The 23122-nt window shown below is 37.7% G+C and carries 3 protein-coding genes and 2 pseudogenes; all 5 read left to right on the top strand.

Annotation, left to right across the window (positions count from 1 at the left end; genetic code table 11):
- Window positions 1-3 precede the first annotated feature (3 nt).
- Window positions 4-1137 (top strand): class I SAM-dependent methyltransferase, encoded by a 1134-nt coding sequence (locus tag RCP16_RS07975; protein ID WP_308642105.1) that lies wholly within the window; start codon window positions 4-6, stop codon window positions 1135-1137.
- A gap of 32 nt (window positions 1138-1169) precedes the next feature.
- Window positions 1170-1400 (top strand): annotated as a pseudogene (locus RCP16_RS22555) (phosphopantetheine-binding protein); the annotation flags it as partial.
- A 162-nt stretch (window positions 1401-1562) separates the two neighbouring features.
- Window positions 1563-3092: pseudogene (locus tag RCP16_RS22550) on the top strand (type I polyketide synthase); the annotation flags it as partial.
- A gap of 81 nt (window positions 3093-3173) precedes the next feature.
- Entirely contained in the window at window positions 3174-5726 is a 2553-nt protein-coding gene (locus RCP16_RS22545) for an SDR family oxidoreductase (RefSeq protein ID WP_442789691.1), read from the top strand.
- A gap of 39 nt (window positions 5727-5765) precedes the next feature.
- Complete coding sequence (locus RCP16_RS07965) at window positions 5766-23099, top strand: SDR family NAD(P)-dependent oxidoreductase (RefSeq protein WP_308642103.1); 17334 nt, start codon at window positions 5766-5768, stop codon at window positions 23097-23099.
- Window positions 23100-23122 lie beyond the last annotated feature (23 nt).

The raw sequence follows: 23122 nt of genomic DNA, 5'->3' as shown, positions 1-23122 counted from the left end.
TTTATGTCTGATAATGAACAACTATACAATCAACAGCAACAGTTAGACGAACTCAATCAATGGCTTGTTCAATTATTATATGTACAGATGCAAAAAATAGGCTATACAGCAGATATGCCTATTTCTGAACTGTTAGACTTACTTCCTAAAACGAATCAAATGTATATGAAGTGGCTACAACAAACCACAACTGTTTTAACACAATATTCGGTTCCTTTGATCAATACGAATGAGTTATGGCGCAACTGGGCAGATTATAAAGAAAAGTGGTTACAAGATTCTAATATGCGTGCCAAAATTATCTTAGCTGAAACGATGCTACTTTCTCTACCCGATATTTTGCATGGTCATAAGCCAGCAACAGACTTGATGTTTTCGCACGCTTCTATGGATTTAGTAGAAGGGATCTACAAAAACAATAACATAGCAGATCATTTTAATCATATCGTTGCCGATCAAGTGATTGCTCAAATCGAACACATGGATCAGACGATCCCGTCCAAATCATTACGCATTTTGGAAATTGGAGCAGGAACAGGCGGAACAAGTGCGCTTTTGTTTTCTAGATTACAGCCGTATACGCAATATATAGCTGAATATGCTTATACTGATATTTCTAAATCTTTTCTTAATCATGCTCGTAAACATTATGGAATTCATTATGATTATTTAACATATCATCTTCTAAATATTGAAGATTCCATGTTGAATCAACAGATTGATATAGGTGGTTATGATATCGTTGTAGCTACTAATGTATTACACGCTACGCGCGATATTCGTTTAACATTACGTAATGCCAAAGCATTGTTGAAAAAAGACGGCATGATGATTATTAATGAAATTATTGAATATTCGCTATTTAATCATGTTACTTTTGGTCTGCTTCCGGGATGGTGGTTATACGAAGATCCTATATTACGGATTCCGGGGTGTCCGTTATTAACTCCTGCACAATGGCGTAATGTATTGGAACAAGAAGGGTATCAACATATTGCGTATCCAACTGTAGAGACTGAATTTTTGGGACAACAGGTGATAACGGCTTTAAGTGACGGGGTGATTCGTCAGAAAAAAAGAATAACGCTCCAAAAGACAATCATCAAAATGAAATCATTGAACAATCTAAAAGTATAGAAGATATCTCAAATAAAGTCATTGCGAAACCAATGGTATCGCATCAGACTGAAGAATTATTAAAACAGAAAAGTATGGACCATTTCAAAATAGTCATTGGACAGATTTTGGAAGTGGAACCCGATAGTATAGATGTCAGTGAAGAACTAGAAATGTACGGTATGGATTCTATTTTGATTATTCAATTAACAGATGAACTTAATAAAGTGATGGAAGAGCATGTAAGTAGCGTGCTCTTTTTTGAATACTCTACTATAGCTACATTAGTGGATTATTTTATAACTCACCGTTATGAAGCGTTAATAACCATGTTAGGGGAAAAAGTAGATGTGATAGAGCCAGTTATTCAGCCTTCTTCTGTTGTTCCTACAGAGCCATTACTTGAATCTGAAACGATCACATCACCAGAATCTAAGGATTCCATCAAGCCAGATATCGCTATTATTGGATTAGCCGGTAGATATGCACAAACAGATGATATGACTGAATTCTGGAATCAATTGCAAGAAGGCAAAAGTGCGATTACTGAAATACCTGCTGATCGCTGGCAATGGCAACAACATTATCATCCTGAAAAAGGGCAAACAGGATTCTCTTATAGTAAATGGGGAGGATTTATCAAAGGAATCGATACTTTTGATCCTCTATTCTTTTATATTTCTCCCAAAGAAGCAGAACAAATGGATCCTCAAGAACGACAATTTTTACAAATTGCGTACTCTTGTATTGAAGATGCTGGCTATATTCCACAACAACTCAGTCATTCACAAAAAGTAGGCGTGTTTGTAGGTGTGATGAATGGAAATTATCCTACAGGATCATCGTACTGGTCTGTTGCCAATCGAGTCTCTTATAGCTTTAATTTTGTTGGGCCTAGTCTGGCGGTTGATACGGCTTGTTCATCATCATTAACAGCTATTCATTTAGCATTAGATAGTTTGTATAGTGGAACCAGTGAATGTGCGATTGCTGGTGGGGTGAATTTGATTGTTGATCCTGTACACTATGAGCGATTATGTGATAAAAATATGCTTTCCTCTGGAGAACAATGCCGTTCATTTGGAGAATCTGCTGATGGGTTTGTCGATGGAGAAGGTGTAGGAGCCATTGTATTAAAGCCACTTCATCAAGCCATACAAGATGGTGATCATATCTATGGTGTAATTAAAGGTAGCATGATTAATACAGGTGGTAAAACAAAAGGGTATACGGTTCCTAATCCAGCGCTTCAATCCAAAGTGGTTGCAGATGCTATTCAAACATCTGGAATAGATGCACGAATGATTAGTTATATCGAAGCTCATGGTACAGGTACAGCTTTGGGTGACCCTATTGAAATTGAAGGATTACGAAGAGCATTTGAACAGGATACTACAGACACACAATTTTGTGCTATTGGTTCAATTAAGTCTAATATTGGCCATTGTGAAAGTGCAGCAGGCATAGCGGGATTAAGTAAAATATTATTACAATTACAACATCATCAATTAGTACCATCTCTTCATTCGGAGAGATTGAATCCTAATATTAAGTTTGAACAGACTCCTTTTCATGTTCAACAACAATTAACAACATGGAATAGACCACAAATTGAAGTGAATGGTCGTCAAGAAGAAATACCGAGAATAGCGGGTATTTCTTCTTTTGGTGCAGGAGGAGCAAATGCACATCTTGTTGTTGCAGAATATATTCCTACATCTGTGCAACGACCAGTCTATGTATCTCAGGATTCTAACAGTCCTGTAGCTATTCTGTTGTCTGCTCGTACAGAAGAGCGGCTACAGGTAGTAACAGAACGCTTGCTTCAACAATTGGAACGCTCTTCTCTAGATGAGAATCAATTATCTAATATAGCCTATACTTTACAAGTTGGTCGGGAAGCAATGGAGTTTCGTCTGGCTATCCTAGTGTCCTCTATAGATGAATTGAAACAACATATAAAACAGAGCATTGATCCTATTGATACATCTACAAATGTGTATAAAGGCGATGCTACAAATAGTAAGTCAATAAAAGCGCAATGGTCAGACGAGGATATGCAAGCTACCCTGACATCATGGATTCACAAAAGAAAATATCCTCAATTGTTAGAGTTATGGGTACAGGGTGTAGATATCAATTGGTCGTTAGCCTATAACGATAATGAGACTCGCCCGCAACGCATGTCTTTACCGGTATATCCATTTGCCAAAGAAAAGTATTGGTATAAGCCAGCAGAAACGGTATCTAGTATAGATACCCCATTACAGTTTCAATCTGATACTAAAGCAGAATTACTTCATCCTTTATTACATCATAATGATTCAAGACTACAAGAACAGAAGTTTACGTCTATATTTAGTGGAAAAGAATTTTTCTTAGAACATCATCAAGTACAAGGTATAGCAGTATTGCCTGGAGCAGCTCATTTGGAAATGGCTTTACAAGCAGTCAAACACTCTATGCCTTTATCAAGAGGTTCGAATACTGAACGGCCTTTGTCTTTTGCATTAACTCATATAGTATGGGCGAATCCTATTTCTATCGAACATGCACCTAAATCAGTGCATATTAATCTGCAATTGGAACATGTAGAAGAGATTAGTTATGAGATTTATAGTGAGCAAGATCAACAAGAATGGCGCTTATGTAGTCAAGGCAGAGCGACATTTGATATTGCATTGCAAAAAGAAGTCATCGATATCCAGTCTATTCAACAAGATTGTCAGCTAAAACAATGGTCTGCTGCTGAATGTTACAGAGCATTTACTGCGATGGGATTATCCTATGGTGTTGCTCATCAGACCATACAGCATGTATCTTTAGGTTCGAATCAACTGATAGCTAAATTATCTTTACCAGATGTATTTGAAAATACAATTCAACCTTATATTCTTCACCCTGCTCTGCTTGATGGGGCATTGCAAGCTTCTATAGGACTAACTACTGGATTTGATGCATCTATGAGTGTACCGTCTCTTCCTTTTGCTCTACAAAGGCTCGAAGTAGTAGAGAACTGTGATCCAGAGATGTGGGTGCATATTCAATACAGTGCAGGTAGTCATTCTCATGATCCTATGCCTAGATTGGATATTAATATTTGCAATCAGCAAGGAACTGTATGTATACGATTAAAAGAATTTGTTACACGTCGCATGCAATCCGATCATACTATCGAGCAGCCTTATACAAGTACAGATACTCGGGCGACTTCAAATACAGCAACAATGATGTTTACGCCAGTATGGGAGATGCTCGACAGTATTCCTACAACAGATTTATCGGAGTCTATAGAAACTGTCGTTTATATCCATAATCAATCTAGCATGTCAGAAATGTGGTCACAGTATATTCCAAATATAAATATAGTGTCTCTAGATCCTAATCAATCGATTGATGGCATAAATAATCAGTTATCTATATTCAAAGAAATCGATCATATCATATGGTCTGCTTCTTCGGAATCTATGCCATATGCCAGTGAGCAACAAAGTATCACTTTTCAAGAAAAAGAAGTTCTTCTATTCTTTCGCTTCGTTAAAAGTTTGTTAGCACTTGGTTATGGGAGCCGATCATTACATGTAACTGTACTCACCTATCAAGCACAAAGTATCCATCCATTTGATGCTATTAATCCCGCACAAGCTGCATTACATGGATATATTGGATCGCTTGCCAAAGAATATAGTCACTGGCATATTCGTCTAGTGGATATGGAAATAGGAGCAGATATTCCAATTGAAAGTATTTTATCTCTTGCACCTGATCCGCAAGGAGATGCTTATCTATTTCGTGAACAAGAATGGTATCGTCAGGAATTACTAGCTGTCGAATATGAACAAAACACCACATCTACGATATATCGTCAAGGTGGAGTCTACGTGATTATTGGTGGTGCTGGCGGAATAGGTGAAGTATGGAGCGAATATATGATTCGTAAGTATAATGCCCATGTGATATGGATAGGAAGAAAAGAAAAAAATCAACAGATTCAAGCTCAGTTAGATCGACTGGCTCGTTGGGGACCACAGCCTTTATATATTTCGAGGGATGCTACAGATATTAATCAATTACAGCTGGCGTATCAGCAGATCAAGCAACATTATAATCGTATTGATGGAGTCATTCATTCTGCTCTGGTCTTGTCTGATCGTAGTTTGGCAAATATGGATGAGCAACAATTCTGTAAAGGGCTTGCACCCAAATTAAATATCAGTGTAAATATGGCACAGGTATTCGCTAAAGAATCATTAGATTTTGTGTTATTTTTTTCTTCTTTAAATTCATTTATGAAATTACCAGGACAAAGTAATTATGTAGCGGGTTGCACGTATATGGATGCTTTTGCCCGTCAATTATCACAGTCTTTCTCATGTGCAGTTAAAGTGATGAACTGGGGATATTGGGGAAATGTTGGATCTGTTGTATCTCCAGAAGTTCAACAGAGTATGGCAAACAAAGGAATTGGTTCTATTGAGCCACCAGAAGCTAATCAAGCGCTTGAGTTACTTTTAACAAATACTTTAGATCAGCTTGTAATGATTGAGACGATAGGACAACCAGAGTTGCCATTATGGAACAACAACAAAACGATTATGGTATATCAATAATCGTTTTGTTTGGGTTGCAATAAAAAGGAGTGCTCAGACATGAAAAACTTCAAGATGATGGAATCAGCAAATCAACAAATGGAAGCTGTCAATGAACTTTTAATCCAACTATTGTGGTGCCAGTTGCATGCTACAGGTTGTTTGAATAAAGATTTTGTATGGCAAAAAGGTACATTATCATTTTATCCTCAATGGTTAGTGGAAAGTATTGCAATGCTTCAAGCTCAAGTTCAGTTATTGCCTATTCATAAAGATAACTTAAAAGACACGAACATATATAAACAAGTAGTAGATCGCTATTGGGACAAATGGGAAAAACAACTTTCTGGCTGGTTACAAAATCCGGATCTTCAAGCTCAAGTCCAGTTAGTAGATCGTATGTTGCGTAATCTGCCTTCTATTTTGCAGGGAGACAGATTAGCTACTGAAATTATGTTTCCTGAATCTTCTATGCAACTGGTAGAAGGTATTTACAAACATCATTCTACAGCAGATTACTTCAATACTGTACTTGCAGAATCTGCCTCTGTTTATGTTGAAAAGTGTGCACAAGCAGGCAAAAAAGTACGTATTTTAGAAATAGGAGCAGGAACGGGTGGAACAAGTGAAGTAGTTTTTGAACATTTAAAAATATGGGAAAGTCATATAGAGGAATATGTTTATAGCGATATTTCAAAAGCATTCTTGATGCATGCAGAACAAAAGTATGGACCGTCTGTACCTTATTTAAACTATCAAATTATTGATTTGAAAAAGTCATTTGCTAGTCAAGGCGTTGATCTGGGTTCATATGATCTTATTATTGCCAGTAATGTTCTGCATACAACCCAAAATATTCGTCATACTTTGCAAACTGTTAAAAACGCTCTAAAGAAAAATGGGATGTTACTTGTGAATGAAATCACAGATAAGTCACTAATCAATCATCTGACTTTTGGATTACTTGAAGGATGGTGGGCTTATGAAGATAAAGCTTTACGTATTAGTGGATCACCTGCACTATCAGCTGACTCCTGGAAAAAAATATTAAAACGCGAAGGTTTTCACACGATTACATATCCTGCATCAGAAGCGGTAATGTTTAAGCAACAAATTATTGCTTCTCAAAGCGATGGAATTGTTATTCATGCTCGAAATAATATCATACCGGAAGTCGATATACCTATAATTCCACCTAACCATACTTTTATGAGAAAGCAAGCTAAAGAAGATGCTAGTGTTACTGCTGTAACAGATCAAGCGGTGCTGGACTTTGTCAGTGATATCGTTCGCGGAAGTATAGCAGAGGATCTCAAAATCAATACAGATCGTATTCAAAATGATCGTAGCTTTGCTGAATATGGAGTCGATTCTATTATTGCTGTACATCTGGTTAATTTAATCAATAAGCGTGGTCAATTATCTCTACAGACTACCGTATTGTTTGATTACAACAATGTTGATTTGTTGGTAGAGTACTTATTAGAAGAATATTCTGATCATTTCAAACAGATGTTACAAGTGGCTAAAGATTCGTCTGAAGCGAGTGAACCTGTTTCAACGACTCAAGATAATCTAACTCCTAGCAAAGTCAGTGTATCTGTACAACCTTCAAAAGAGGATACCAAATATAATTCTTCACCCATAAACCAAATTATTTCAGAGGAGCATACAATAACTCCTAACGCTTCTGACACCTCTTTTTATCAAGTTGTACTTCATCGACCATCTGATATTCAAGAATTATCTATTCAAGCGCATGAAGTACCAGCACTTAAAGAAGATGAAGTTCGTATCGCTGTACGCGCGTTTTCTTTAAATTTTGGTGATTTATTAAGCGTAAAAGGGATGTATCCTACAATGCCTCCCTATCCATTTACACCTGGTTTTGAAGCCGCAGGAATTGTAGTCGATGTAGGGGCACAAGTGACACATATTCGTTCTGGAGAAGACGTTGTCTTTTTTGCTAGCGAACATATGGGAGCCCATGCAACAGCTATTACATGTAAAGCATCTCAAGTGTTTGCCAAACCATCTACGCTTTCTTTTGCAGAAGCTTGTTCTTTACCTGTTGTCGCTATGACTGTTATTGCTGCTTTTGGCAAAGTACAGATCAGACCCAAGCAACGGATATTAATTCAGACTGCCACCGGAGGAGTTGGTCTGGTCGCTATTCAGCTGGCTAAACACTATGGGGCTGAAATCTATGCCACAGCAGGCTCACAACACAAGTTAGATTATTTATTATCTATAGGTGTAGATCATGTGATCAATTATAGAGAAGTCGATTTTGAAAAACAGATTAAACAGCTTACAAACGGTCAAGGTGTGGATATGATTCTGAACACTTTATCAGGCGATGCTCTTCAAAAAGGATTAAATAGTCTAGCTTCCAATGGAAGTTATATTGAAATCGCAATGACTGCTTTAAAAAGTGCAAAAGCAATCGATCTATCTCAAATGGGCTCTAATCAGTCTTTTTACAGCCTTGACTTAAGAAAACTAAGCTTAGAGCAACCTGAACGATTGGTAGAGTACTACAACGAAATGTTAGATTGGGTAGCAAAAGGGATCATTGCTCCTCATATCGGTCAACTGTTTAGATTTGATCAATTGCAAGAAGCTTATCGAAATATTGAAAACCGCGAAAATATCGGGAAAATCGTAGTGACTATTCCAGAAGAATGGCAATATCATGCAGTGCCACAACCCAAGCCTGCGTTATCTTCCAAATCTTCCAATCAGGATATACATTCACGTGAACCGATTGCGATTATAGGGATTAGTGGGCGCTTTGCAGGTTCCAATACTCCTGATGAATTATGGGAACATTTAGAACAAGGAACCGATCTGATTCAACGTGTATCTCGATGGGATTTATCGCAATATTATGATGCAGATCAGGAATATTGCGATAAAGGTAGTTTTTTAGATGATATCAGCACATTTGATCCGTTATTTTTTAATATTTCAGGACAAGAAGCTATATATATGGATCCGCAACAACGTATTTTTCTAGAAGAATCTTGGAAAGCATTAGAAGATGCAGGTTATGCGGGTCATTCGATCAAAGGTCAAAAATGCGGTGTTTATGTAGGTTGTACGAGTAGTGATTATCCAACGCTAGTCGGAGATAATCCGCCACCACAATCTTTTTGGGGCAAAGCAGGATCTATTATACCTGCACGAATTGCTTATTATTTAGATTTACAAGGACCTGCTATTGCTGTAGATACAGCTTGTTCTAGCTCGTTGGTTGCAATTCATTTAGCTTGTCAGGCATTATGGGCAAATGAAATTAATATGGCATTAGCTGGTGGTGTTTTTCTTCAATCGACACCTCAATTTTATCTGGATTCTAATCGTGCAGGTATGTTATCTCTTGAAGGAAGATGTCATACTTTTGATGAGAAGGCAGATGGTTTCGTACCCGGGGAAGGTGCAGGAACTATTGTATTGAAACGTCTGCACGAAGCACTAGAGGATGGAGATCATATCTACGGTGTGATACAGGGAAGTGGAATCAATCAAGATGGTACAACGAATGGGATTACAGCACCAAGTGCCAAATCTCAGACTAGATTAGAACAACAAGTATATGATTCGTTCAATATTAATCCGGCACATATTCAGATGGTAGAAGCACATGGGACTGGAACAAAATTAGGCGATCCTATTGAATATCAAGCATTAACAAAAGCTTTTAGCACGTATACAAATGAACAAGAATATTGCGCTATAGGTTCGATCAAAACTAATATCGGACATTTGGCGACAGCGGCAGGTATTGCAGGAATTCTCAAAATAGTACTATCACTTAAAAATAAAAAAATTCCAGCTTCTTTACATTTGGAAAAGGGTAATGCCAACATTTCTTTTTCAGATAGCCCTTTTTATGTTAATACGACCACTAAAGAGTGGGAAGTTCCTATAGATCAAGCTCGACGTGCAGCGATTAGCTCATTTGGATTTAGCGGAACTAATGCTCATATGGTAATAGAAGAAGCGCCACAGACTGGTGCCCAATCCCAAGTATCCAAAGCAGGATATCTTATCGTATTATCTGCACGTACAGAGCAACAATTACGTCAGCAAGCGCAACAATTACTATCTTGGAATATGAATCATACAGCTGATTGTGCTGCGATCAGTTACACACTATTGAGTGGTAGACAGCATTTGAATCACCGTTTGGCTTGTATTGTACAAAGTCAGCAAAAATTAACGACATATCTACAACAATGGTTAGATCAAGGCGAATCTCCAGAAGTAACTGTAGGGCAAGTAAACCGAAGTGAAAACCGTGAACAATTATCATTCAAAAAATATGCAGCAGACTGTATTCAAAAGTGCCAACAAGCCAAACAAGATGCTTCTTATCTGGAATATTTAGTAGCAGTGAAGGATGTATTTGTGCAAGGGTATGAGTGGAATCTGGGAGATATATTTGCAAAAGAAGAACAACATCGGATACCGCTTCCAACCTATCCATTTGCTAAAAATCAATACTGGGTTCCAGCCTTATCTACATCAGCAGCAAGCTTTACCTCTTCTAAATCAGTAGCTGTTGAATCTATTCATCCATTGCTGCACAAAAATACGTCAGATTTACAACAACAAAAGTATACTTCTATATTCACGGGTAACGAATTCTTTTTCCGAGATCACATTGTACAAGGGAACAAAGTATTGCCAGGGGTGGCTCATCTGGAATGGATACGAGTAGCTGTTACAGAAGCGATAGGCGGTATCCCAGATCATCAAATCATTCAACTTAAAAATATCGTGTGGACCAGTCCTTTACATTTAGAAATAGATCCATTTATAGCTCATCTTGATATATATGTAGAATCAAATGGTGATCTTTCTTTTGAAATTTATAGCGATTCTACAGAAAATAGAGATCGTCTTGTATATAGTCAAGGATCAGCATCCATTATAGAGCAAGCACAACCAACAGCCATCGACATTGTTCATCTACAATATCAATATTCAATCAGTCCTATAAGTGCTAACCAATTCTATGAGCAGTCACAGAAAAATGGAATAGCCTTAGGAGAAAGCTTAAAAGGCATAGAGGTCGTCTATACCAAAGCAACAGAAGATCATGAAGTGTTAGCACGCCTCGAGATGCCTGTAGATCAGTTACCGGATAAAGAGTTATATCAATTGCATCCTAGTATGATGGATTCCGCCTTACAAGTAGCGATTGGTTATACGATCGGGACTGTAAGTAACCCTTTATATCAAGGTAAATCTACACTTCCATTTACACTACAGAAATTGGAAATATTTCAACCATGCCTTCCAGAAATGTGGGTATGGGCAAGATATAGTGCTGGAAGTACAGCAAATGATAAAATTCATAAATTAGATATTGATCTTTGCGATAATGAAGGTCATGTTTGTGTTCGGTTTAGTGGCTTTACACCTAGAACATTAGAGCATGCAATAACAGCATCTTCAGATCATCATGATTCGATGCTACTTACGCCAACTTGGACGGAACAGACAGTATTATCACATTCCGATCATACCAATAGAAATATTCATCATATCATAGTATTAGCTCCATCATTTGCATCTATGTACAATGATATTCGTACAAGTATGCCACATGTTGACTGTATTCTTTTGCAAGAAGAAGAGATTGCTTATGTAACAACAGAAGAACAGAATGCACACTTATTTACAAGTTGCACAGTACAATTGATTGACGTGTTAAAGCAATCAATATCCAATTCTTCCGAAAACATATTGCTGCAACTTATTGTACCTAATAAAGGAAAGTATCATACGTTACTTGGATTAGCTGCAACATTACAGACGGCTCAACAAGAATACAGTAAATTTAAAACGCAATGTATTCAAGTGGATCTTCAAGAAACAGCTATAAATGTGCTACACAAAATCAAAGATAATCAGAATGAATCTGTTTCTATTGTACGTTACGATAATCAGATTCGTTATATACGTGATTGGAACAAGTGGGAGCCTACACTATCTGAAGAATCGCAGCTTCCATGGAAAGATCAAGGTCATTATTTAATTACAGGAGGCCTTGGAGGTCTTGGGTATATTTTTGCGCAAGAGATTATTCAACAAACCAATCAAGTTACTCTTATTATAGTGGGTCGTTCACCGCTAGATCATTTTATGCAAGCAAAGTTAGATCAATTGCAACATCATCAAGCTCAAATTCACTATCTTGTAGCAGACATTACAATAGCAGAAGATGTAACTACTATGATCGATCAGATTAGATCCATCTGTGGAGAGTTGCATGGTATTATTCACAGTGCAGGTATACATCGTGATCATTATATCCAGCACAAAGTTAATGAAGAAATCGAAGAAGTATTAGCTCCTAAAGTTCATGGAACATTGTTGCTAGATCAAGTAAGCGCAGATATGCCACTTGATTTTTTTGTGCTGTTCTCTTCTCTTGCTTCAGTGGTCGGTAATACAGGTCAAGCAGATTATGCAGCCGCTAATGCTTTTATGGATATCTTCGCTTCGGAGCGTAATCATAAAGTAACTCATCAACAGCGTTCAGGTAAGACATTATCACTCAATTTTCCACTTTGGGAAGATGGAGGGATGCAGTTAAATACTGTAGAACGCACACGAATTCGAAAACAGTTAGGTATGATTCCTATGGATGCCGATACAGGAATCCAGTTATTTTATAAAGCTATTAAAAGTAGCCAAGATCAGGTTGTTGTTTTACATGGCGATACCGATAAGCTTCAATCGTTATTACAACCTTTTGTAGCAGAAAGCTTAACAGAACAGCATGCTTCTAATATCCTGCATAACGATCCAAATCCATCTATATTAGACCCATTCATAGAGGGGAAAAGCGAGATGAATTCAACTCCATTAATTGAGAAAATGCAATCTGCTTTAATTCAAATCGTTTCTCATATGCTTAAAGTAAGCTCAAAAGATATTTATCCAGATGTAGAATTGAACGAATATGGATTTGACTCGATCTCATTTACAGACTTCTCCAATCAGCTAAATGATAAATATCACTTGGATTTAACGCCAACTGTCTTTTTTGAATATTCAACTCTTCATACATTAGCCAAACATTTGGTAACTACTTATGCGGTACAATTAACATCTACCTTGATGCCAAATGTTCAAAGGAAAGTTTCTTTTACTTCGGATTCAACGAAGACAGTAGATAATGGGCTTAAAGAAGCTGAATCGGTAAATAGTAGGGCTATTCCTACAACACGCTCGCGTTTTCAACAGCCAGTAGAAACAGAGACCTCATATCCACCTGTTTCTTCTACAGATCAAAGTCCAGACCCTGTCGCTATTATAGGGATGAGCGGTAGATTTCCTATGGCAGAAGATATTCATGCACTTTGGGAAAATCTAATAGAAGGTAAAGATTGTATTTCCGAGATACCTGCTGATCGTTGGGATTGGAAAGCCTACTATGGTGATCCTTATCAAGAAAAGAATAAGACGAATATTAAATGGGGAAGCTTTATAGATGGAGTAGCTGATTTTGATCCAATGTTTTTTGGCATTTCTCCACGTGAGGCTGAATTGATGGACCCGCAACAGCGTCTCATGATGATGTATATCTGGAAAGCGATAGAAGATGCAGGTTATGCTCCTTCTAGCTTATCAGGTAGTAAAATGGGAATTTTTGTAGGTACGGCTAATAGTGGATACGGTCATCTCTTGTCTCAAGCAAATACAGAGATCGAAGGGTATTCATCGACAGGTAGTGTGTCGTCTGTAGGACCGAATCGAATGAGCTTTTTTCTAAATGTAAACGGACCGAGTGAACCTATCGAAACAGCGTGCTCCAGTTCTCTGGTTGCTCTTCATCGAGCTGTACAAGCGATTCATAATGGAGATTGTGATACGGCAGTGGTGGGTGGAGTCAATACTATTCTTGATCCTGATTATCATATTAGCTTTAACAAAGCAGGGATGTTAAGTCAGGATGGTCGTTGCAAAACGTTCTCTGATCAGGTTAATGGTTATGTTCGTGGAGAAGGCGTAGGTATGATTTTTATCAAACGCTTAAAAGACGCCGAGCAAGCAGGCGATCATATCTATGGATTAATTCGTGGTACCAGTGAAAATCATGGAGGAAGAGCCACCTCATTGACTGCACCGAATCCAAGAGCTCAGGCAGATTTGATTAAATCTGTCTATAGCCGTGCTCATGTTGACCCTGCAACGATCAGTTATATTGAAGCACATGGAACAGGGACTCCACTGGGTGATCCTATTGAGATCAATGGTCTGAAAATGGCATTCAATGAGTTAGGTTATGATGCTGCATCTAATACAGCAACTTGCGGATTAGGATCTATCAAAACCAATATTGGGCATTTGGAATTAGCAGCAGGTATTGCAGGAATCATTAAAGTATTATTACAAATGAAACATCAAACACTGGTTAAAACAGTCCATTTTGAACAATTGAATCCATATATTCAATTAGAGCAAAGTCCATTTTATATTGTGGATACAAACCGATCATGGGTGCCTTTAAAAGATGAACAAGGTAACGTATTGCCACGTAGAGCAGGAGTAAGCTCTTTTGGATTTGGTGGAGTGAATACTCATGTGCTGGTCGAAGAATATGTACCTTCTTCTATAGACACAGATTCATCTGCACATGAAGAGTCTGTATTGATTGTATTATCTGCACGAAATGAACAGCGTTTACGAGAACAAGCTAAGCAATTAAGAATAGCTATGCAATCTGATCGCTATACAGATCATGAGTTAGAACGGATTGCATACACTTTGCAAGTGGGTAGAGAAGCCATGGAAGAAAGATTAGCTATACGTGTATCTTCGATTCATGAACTTATTACTCAATTAAATAACTATATTGAACAAACCGATTCTACATTATGGAATGATCATATGTATGTTGGACAAGTAAAGCGAGATCAGGAAGTACTTGAATTTTTAACAGCAGATGAGGATATGCAAGAAACTGTACAACGCTGGATGCAAAAGGGGAAATATCATAAATTATTAAAACTGTGGGTAAAAGGAATGGATATCGATTGGGCAACTATGTATATCGATCGTTCATTACAACGAATCAGTTTGCCGACATATGCTTTTGAAAATAAACGATATTGGATTCCGAATGAATTAACGATAGATTCTAATCAGAATACAACAGCAAATGAATCGAATATGATCCATCCATTGCTTCATCATAATACGTCTACACTGATCCAACAGAGATTTACATCCACATTTACAGGAAAAGAATTTTTCTTGGACGATCATGTGATTAAAGGACAGCGAATATTGCCAGGTGTTGCTTATTTGGAGATGGCACGTGCTTCTGTGGTGCAAGCATTAGAACTTTATGAACATCAAGAATCAATGATTGTATTCAAAAATGTAACCTGGGTACGTCCAATAGCTGTAGACAAAGAACCTGTACAGATTCATATTCAATTGATTCCACAAAATGATCAGGTACTACATTACGAAATTTATAGTCAACAAGATGATGCACTGACTACACTGTACAATCAGGGAACAGTAACGGTGGTTCCAACTACAAAAGAACACAAAGAAATTGATATCTCTTCTCTTATTCAAAAGTGCGACCAGCAGATGATTATAGGAGAAGAATGTTATGCATCTTTCAAACAGGTTGGACTTTATTATGGGCCTGCTCAACAAGCGTTACAAAACATATATGTAGGGTATCAGCAAGCTATCGCTCAATTATCACTGCCGCCAAACGTATCACATACAGAAGAACAATATATTTTACATCCAAGTATGATGGATGCAGCTATTCAAGCATGTATAGGATTACCTTCACTTGGCTATGATTCAGTGACTCCATTTGCATTGGATGAAATGAGAATATATCAATCATGTACATCTACCATGTGGGCCTGGGTACGTTATCAAGATACTCCAGAACAACAGAAATCTTTGGATAAAGTAGACATTGATATCTGTAATGAACAAGGAGAACTCTGTATTGAACTTAAAGGTCTAAGTATTCTTCATTTGAGTCATCATCAAGATGATGTACAGCATACTGTGAGTTCTCCTCCAGTAGGTGCATTGATGCAGTATCCGGTATGGGATAGCGTTATTCCTGAATTTACAGCATCTCATATTTTGCCTTCAACACATATGTTATGCATAGGAGAGACTCCAGCATTGTGGTTGAATCTAATCCAAGATTATCCACAGATACGATATGCGCAATTAGAAATAGATGCTGATGTAGATCAAATCACTGCTTTGTTAGAAAAAGAGCCTGTAATTGATCATATCGTATGGTCTGTATCTAATACGACTCATCTTGATCTTTTACATGTCCCTGTACACCAACCATCTAAAGGGATATTACAAATATTTCGAATATTGAAATCATTATTACAGTTAGGTTATGGCGAAAAGGATCTAGCATGGACTATTGTTACAGCATATACGCAGCCTTTATCTGTTAACGAAAATGTATACGCAGAACATGCAGGTATTGCAGGTCTAGTAGGTTCTCTGGCTAAAGAATATTCCAATTGGAATATTCAACATGTGGATATGGAAGATCATTTTGATATTGCTACCTGTGATTTGTTAACTTTACCTGCTGATCTTGAAGGTAATACTTGGTTATATCGTGAAAAACAATGGTATCGTCAACAGTTAATGATAGTTGATGCCCCAAAAGAATCAGTCACTTCTTTTCAACAGAATGGAGTCTATGTAGTTATTGGTGGTGCTGGCGGAATTGGGGAAGTATGGAGTCAGTATATGATTAATACGTATAATGCAAGAATAGTATGGATCGGTAGACGACCATTGAATCCGCAAATTCAAAATAAAATAGATCGCTTAGGTCAGCAGGGGATAGCACCTTTATATATCAGTGCCGATGCATCTAATCTGCAAAGTCTGACAGAAGCTTATCAAACGATTAAACAATCGTATTCGTCTATTAATGGTATTATCCATTCGGCGGTAGGAGTTATGGATGCCAGTTTGAGTCATATGCAAGAAGAACACTTTCAAGCCAGTCTATCTGCCAAAATAGATATCAGTCTTGCTATGATGCAAGTTTTTGCAAAAGAGCCGCTAGAAATTGTACTATTCTTTTCTTCTATGAGTTCATTTAGCAAGCCGATTGGTCAGAGTAGCTATGCGGCAGGCTGTACTTTTACAGATACATTTGCGTATGAGATGAGAAGACAATTTGAATTTCCAATCAAAGTAATAAGCTGGGGATACTGGGGAGAAGTCGGAATTGCCGAAAAAGTACCTACAGCCTTCAAGCAAAGGTTAATTCAATCAGGCGTAGGATTTATAGAGCCCAAAGAAGCTATGCAGGCTATTGAATATCTCGTGGGGAATGCTATAGATCATATGACTTTTATTCGTACCACTCAACCTGATGCAGTCATTACTACCCATGCAGATGAACAATTATGGATTGCGCCAGAAGTGAATGCTATAGCTATAGAGACATTACAACGAGATTATAAAGATCATGCTAAAGTGAATAGCTTGATGCAAACGATGAAAATATTTGATCAAGAATTAGAAACTTTATTAGCCCATTTATTGTACCATCAGTTACAAGAGGCACAGTGTTTGGAGCATCATAATGAAGTTATTGAAGTATATGAACGCTGGTTAGACCATAGTAGATTGATGCTAAAACAAAAAAATATAGATGATCTACATGGTTCCACTGAACAACTTTGGATTCAATGGGAGCATCGAAAAGAAGTCTGGATTCAACATCCTGATCTGCGCGCTCAAGTCGTATTAGTAGATACAATGTTGAAGCATCTTCCTGATATTATAAAAGGTAAAGTGTTAGCTACAGATATCATGTTTCCAGATGCTTCGATGTCATTACTTGAAAACTTGTACAAGAATAATGCAGTTGCAGATTATTTTAATGAAAAGCTTGCTGATACAGTTGTCTCTTATATTCAAGCAAGGTTACAACATGATCCATCAGCGTCTATTCGTATTTTGGAAGCAGGAGCAGGTACTGGAGGAACAAGTAGTATCGTCTTGAAAAAATTAAAGCCTTATACAGACGCTATTGCAGAATATGCATACACCGATCTGTCGAAGGCTTTTTTGAATCGAGCAGAAATAATGTTTGGTCAAGATCATTCTTATCTCAAATACCAATTATTCAATGTCGAACAGCCTGTGCAAGAACAATCATTATCTATAGGTAGTTATGATATTGTTATTGCCGCAAATGTGCTACATGCAACACAAAATATTAATCGTACAGCCAAACATATCCATTCACTTTTGAAACGTAATGGATTGTTATTGTTGAATGAACTCAATCGCAGTACGTTGTTTAGCCATCTTACTTTTGGATTGTTAGAAGGTTGGTGGATGTATGAAGATGCATCTATTCGTATTTCAGGATCGCCTGTATTGGATGAGCATCACTGGCGTACAGCACTTGAATATACAGGTTTTCATACAGTAACATTTCCTACGAAGTCAGCCCAACCATTAGGGCAACAAATTATTGTAGCTGCTAGTCAAGGATTGATTCGTTTACCACGATCTCAATCTAATAATCTTTTACTCAACAATACGGATAAGAAGATGCTGGAGCAAGCCCGGACAATCAATACTACATCTATGGAACAAGATATCTCTTATCGACATGAGCATCAGGAGAAGGTTCAGATAAATTTGAATCTTGCTACCGAAGAACCAATCACAGAAGAACAAATGCTGCAACATAGTAAGCCTTATTTTCAGCAACTAATCGGGGATTTAGTGAAGTTACCTTATGACCAGATTGATATTTCAGAGCCGTTAGAGAAATACGGTATCGATTCAATATTGATTGTGCAATTGACGAATAAGTTACGTAAACATTTTGATTCGATCAGCAGTACTTTATTTTTTGAGCATCAGTCATTGCTAGCTCTTATGAAGTATTTTATAAAAGAGCATCAGCAACAGCTTATTGAACTATTAGAGATAAATCCATCCCAATCAACTAGAGTACCATCAACGTCTTTATTAACTAATAACAGCTCTAAAGTGATTTCGGACAAAGGATATCGTAAATTAAGAATGCCTGTACAAGAAATGCAAGCGCAAGAACCAACAGTACCACCTGTAGCTCAATCTGTTAGTTCAGCTCACTCTACATCGCCCATACAACAAGAGCCTATAGCTATTATTGGGATGAGTGGACGCTATCCGCAAGCCGGTAATCTAGAACAATATTGGTACAACTTGGAACATGGAATCGATTGTATTAGCGAAATACCTGAAGAGCGCTGGTCTATCGAAGGATTTTATAACCCTGATCGTAAGCATGCCGTAGCTCAAGGACAGAGTTATAGCAAATGGGGCGGATTTATAAACGGGTTTGCAGATTTTGATCCTTTATTTTTCAAACTATCGCCTCGAGAAGCGATCAATATGGACCCACAAGAACGTATTTTTTTACAATCAGTATGGGAATCGTTAGAAGATGCTGGACATACTAGAGAAAAGCTGGCAGAACATTATAAGAGCAGAGTGGGTGTATTTGCCGGTATTACGAAAACAGGATACAACTTGTATGGACCGGAACTGTGGAAGCAGGGGAGTGATTTATTTCCAATGACTTCATTTAGCTCAGTAGCGAATCGAGTGTCTTATTTGCTTGATCTGCATGGACCTAGTAAGCCGGTCGATACGATGTGCTCTTCTTCGTTAACAGCCATTCACGAAGCTTGTGAAAGTATACGTAGTGGAGCTTGTGAATTAGCGATTGCTGGAGGAGTAAATCTATATTTGCATCCATCCAATTATATTGGTCTATGTGCACAACAGATGCTAGCAGCTGATAGTCAATGTAAAAGTTTTGCAGAGCAAGCAGATGGATTTGTTCCAGGTGAAGGTGTAGGTGTATTGCTACTCAAACCACTATCAAAAGCTATAGCAGATGGGGATGCTATTCATGCTATCATCCGAGGCACAGGTATTAATCATGGCGGTAAAACCAATGGATATATGGTTCCCAATCCGACAGCTCAGGCTAACCTCATTCGCGATACGATGGATCAAGCAGGTATTCATGCGCAGGAAATCAGTTATATCGAAGCTCATGGAACAGGGACAGCGTTAGGTGATCCTATTGAAGTATCAGGATTAACCAAAGCATTCCGTATAGACACGCAAGAACAACAATATTGTGCTATTGGTTCTGTGAAAAGTAATATGGGACATCTTGAATCAGCAGCAGGAATCGCAGGAGTGACCAAAATCATTTTACAAATGAAGCATAAAAAAATTGCACCTACATTACATGCAACAAGACTTAATCCGGAGATTCCGTTTGAGCAGACTCCTTTTGCTGTACAGCAACATTTATCAGATTGGAAAAGACCACAAATAAATATCGAAGGTCAATTTAAAGAAATTCCGCGTATTGCTGGAATCTCTTCTTTTGGTGCGGGCGGATCTAATGCCCATGTGATTTTAGAGGAATATATAGCACAGCCGACTGAACTCCAATCACAATCTGAACCGATTGATCTTCAGCCAACAATGATTGTATTGTCTGCCCGTCAATCCGAGCAACTGCTCGAACGTGCTCGTCAATTACTTTCATTTCTAGAGCATGCTGTTTCATCTCATTCTTCATTAACAGATATTGCTTATACGTTACAAGTGGGTAGAGAAGCGATGGAAGAACGTGTGGCTTGGATGGTACATTCGGTATCGGATTTACAATCCAAATTAACCTCTTTTATTCAACAACCTGACGAACATATGCCTAATTATTACAAAGGAACTGTAAAACGTTTATTTGATATGACGTCGATGTTTGACTCTGAAGAACACATGCAGCAGATTATAAATGATTATTATTTACAAGGTCAGTATGATGCTCTTTTAGAACTTTGGGTACAAGGTGTGCCTATTCATTGGAGTGCATTGAATCGATCAGTCACAAGCAATATTATTCATTTACCTGCTTATCCTTTTGCAAAAGAAAAATATTGGTTAGCACCTACGCAGACAGAAGCAGATATAGCGATATCAGATCAAGACCGGGAGCGTAATGCATCGACAGTCATGGATAAGATGGTTTTGCATCCTTTGCTACATCGCAATACTTCTCAATTATCGGAGCAAAGATTTACTTCTATTTTTAATGGTCAGGAATTCTTCTTCGCAGATCATGTAGTGAATGGGAATAACATTTTGCCAGGTGTTGCTTATTTAGAAATGGTGCGCGAAGCGATTGCACAATCTACAAGTACGTCTCTAGATGACCATCTGTGGTCTTTAGAAAATATAATCTGGGCAACTCCAATCCGTATGGAAGATAGAGAATTGGCTGTTCATGTTGCGTTATATGCAGAAGATGAAAACCATATTCAATATGAAGTGTATACAGAACAAGAAAGTCACCATGTAACTACAAGAACTATTCATAGTCAGGGTAGAGCGGTACAACAATCTTTAACAGATGCACCTATATTGGATTTAGCCACTATTCAAGAGTCTGTTACAGAAGAGATAATAGCGACCACCTGCTATGAAAAGTTTGAACAGATGGGATTGTATTATGGAGAGCGGTTGCAGAGTATTTCTTCTTTGCAAATAGGCACAATGGGGGTGCTGGCTCCATTGAATATACCTAAGATGCTAGAAGCTTCATTATCTTCTTATGTGATTCATCCAAGTATGATGGATGGAGCATTACAAGCTTCTATTGGGCTGATCGTGGGTAGCCATCATTCAGCAGATCGTTCAAATGCTCCACTATTGCCATTTGCATTAGAACAGATTCGAATATTTAGTGCATGTTCTGCATCGATGTGGTCTTATATTCGTTACAGCGAAGGAAGTGATCCAATGGATAAAGTACAGAAATTAGATATTGATATTTGTCATGAAAATGGGGAAGTCTGTGCGAGTCTAAAAGGATTTACAAGTAAACGTTTAGAATCGTTACAAGCTCCGTTGTATCCTAAAGAAACTGTAATGTTGGTACCCGAATGGTTGGAGCAAGATACTGTAACAGTACCTGAAATTTCATTTCATCAACATATCATTATGGTCTGTAGTCCTGCGACACATATAGCTGAACAGATTCGACGAGAACTTCCAGACGCATTATGCATACAGATTGGTTATGATGGGAATCAACCTTTAGAACAACGATTTGGAACGGCGGCTTTAGAAGCATTTACTCAAGTGCAACGATTACTACAGTCCAAACCAGAAGGTTCTATTTTAGTACAATTAGTGGTCGTACATGATCAAGATTATCAATTGTATACTGCACTTTCAGGTATGTTAAAAACAGCGGAGTTAGAAAAGCCGAAGTTAATTGTACAAATGATCGAATTAGACGGTTTAGCTGCTGCATTTGATCCAGTAGATAAATTATGTGAGTGTAGAGATAGTGCAGGTGATACGCATATTTCATATCATAACTATCGAAGATATATTTCAACATGGCAAGAATTTGTTCCTAGTGCTACCTCTATAAAACAGGCATGGAAAGATCAACATGTCTACTTAATTACTGGGGGAATGGGAGGAATCGGTTATCTGATTGCGCAAGATATAGCACGAACTGTTACAGAGCCGATTTTGATTATCACAGGCCGCTCTATGTTAGATAAAGAGATTCAAACCAAAATAGATAAATTACAAGAGTATGGGGCTCAGGCTTTTTATTATGTATCTGATATTGCAAATAGAGAAGAAGTATCTACTTTGATGAATACTATTCAAAAAGAATTCGGTAGATTAAACGGAATTATACACAGTGCTGGTGTGTTGAAAGATAGCTTTATGATTAGAAAAACACCGGAAGAGTGGAACAATGTATTAGAAGCTAAAGTGAATGGAACGATATATTTAGATCAATATAGCCAACTGTTCGAACTGGATTTCTTTATTCTTTTTTCATCTCTTGCAGGAGTTCTTGGTAATATCGGACAGAGCGATTATGCAACAGCTAATGCTTTTATGGATCAATATGCTCATTATCGGAATAAATTGGTGCATACAGCTAAGCGAACAGGTCATACGCTATCTATAAATTGGCCTCTTTGGGAGCAAGGTGGTATGCAGATGGATACACAAAGGAGTACTTCTATGAAGGAGATTTCGGGAATGCTTCCTATCGATCAATCCACCGCTATTGATGCATTACATCAAGCATTACAACATGAACAATCTCAAATCGTAGTTATGTATGGCAATGGTGTACAAATTCGTAGCTTTATGGATGTGGACAAAGGTAGAGATTTAGACGTACAAGATCAATATTTTTTGGAAATGTTTGACCATATTCAAAGTGGTCAATATTCGTTAGATCAATTATTAGAACAGCATAATCAGTCAAAGCCATTTTAAAAAGAATAAAGAAATGAGGTGTT

Origin of the sequence: Paenibacillus nuruki (genome assembly GCF_963311185.1) — a bacterium.
Lineage (GTDB): Bacteria > Bacillota > Bacilli > Paenibacillales > Paenibacillaceae > Saccharibacillus > Saccharibacillus nuruki.
Note: the sequence above shows the minus strand (reverse complement) of the source record. Positions and strands in the feature narration are given on the sequence as shown.

Bases quoted from the DNA above. Each gene is read 5' to 3' on its own strand.
- RCP16_RS07975 (WP_308642105.1), top strand. From the start codon at position 4: ATGTCTGATAATGAACAACTATACAATCAACAGCAACAGTTAGACGAA.
- RCP16_RS22545 (WP_442789691.1), top strand. From the start codon at position 3,174: ATGCAAGCTACCCTGACATCATGGATTCACAAAAGAAAATATCCTCAA.
- RCP16_RS07965 (WP_308642103.1), top strand. From the start codon at position 5,766: ATGAAAAACTTCAAGATGATGGAATCAGCAAATCAACAAATGGAAGCT.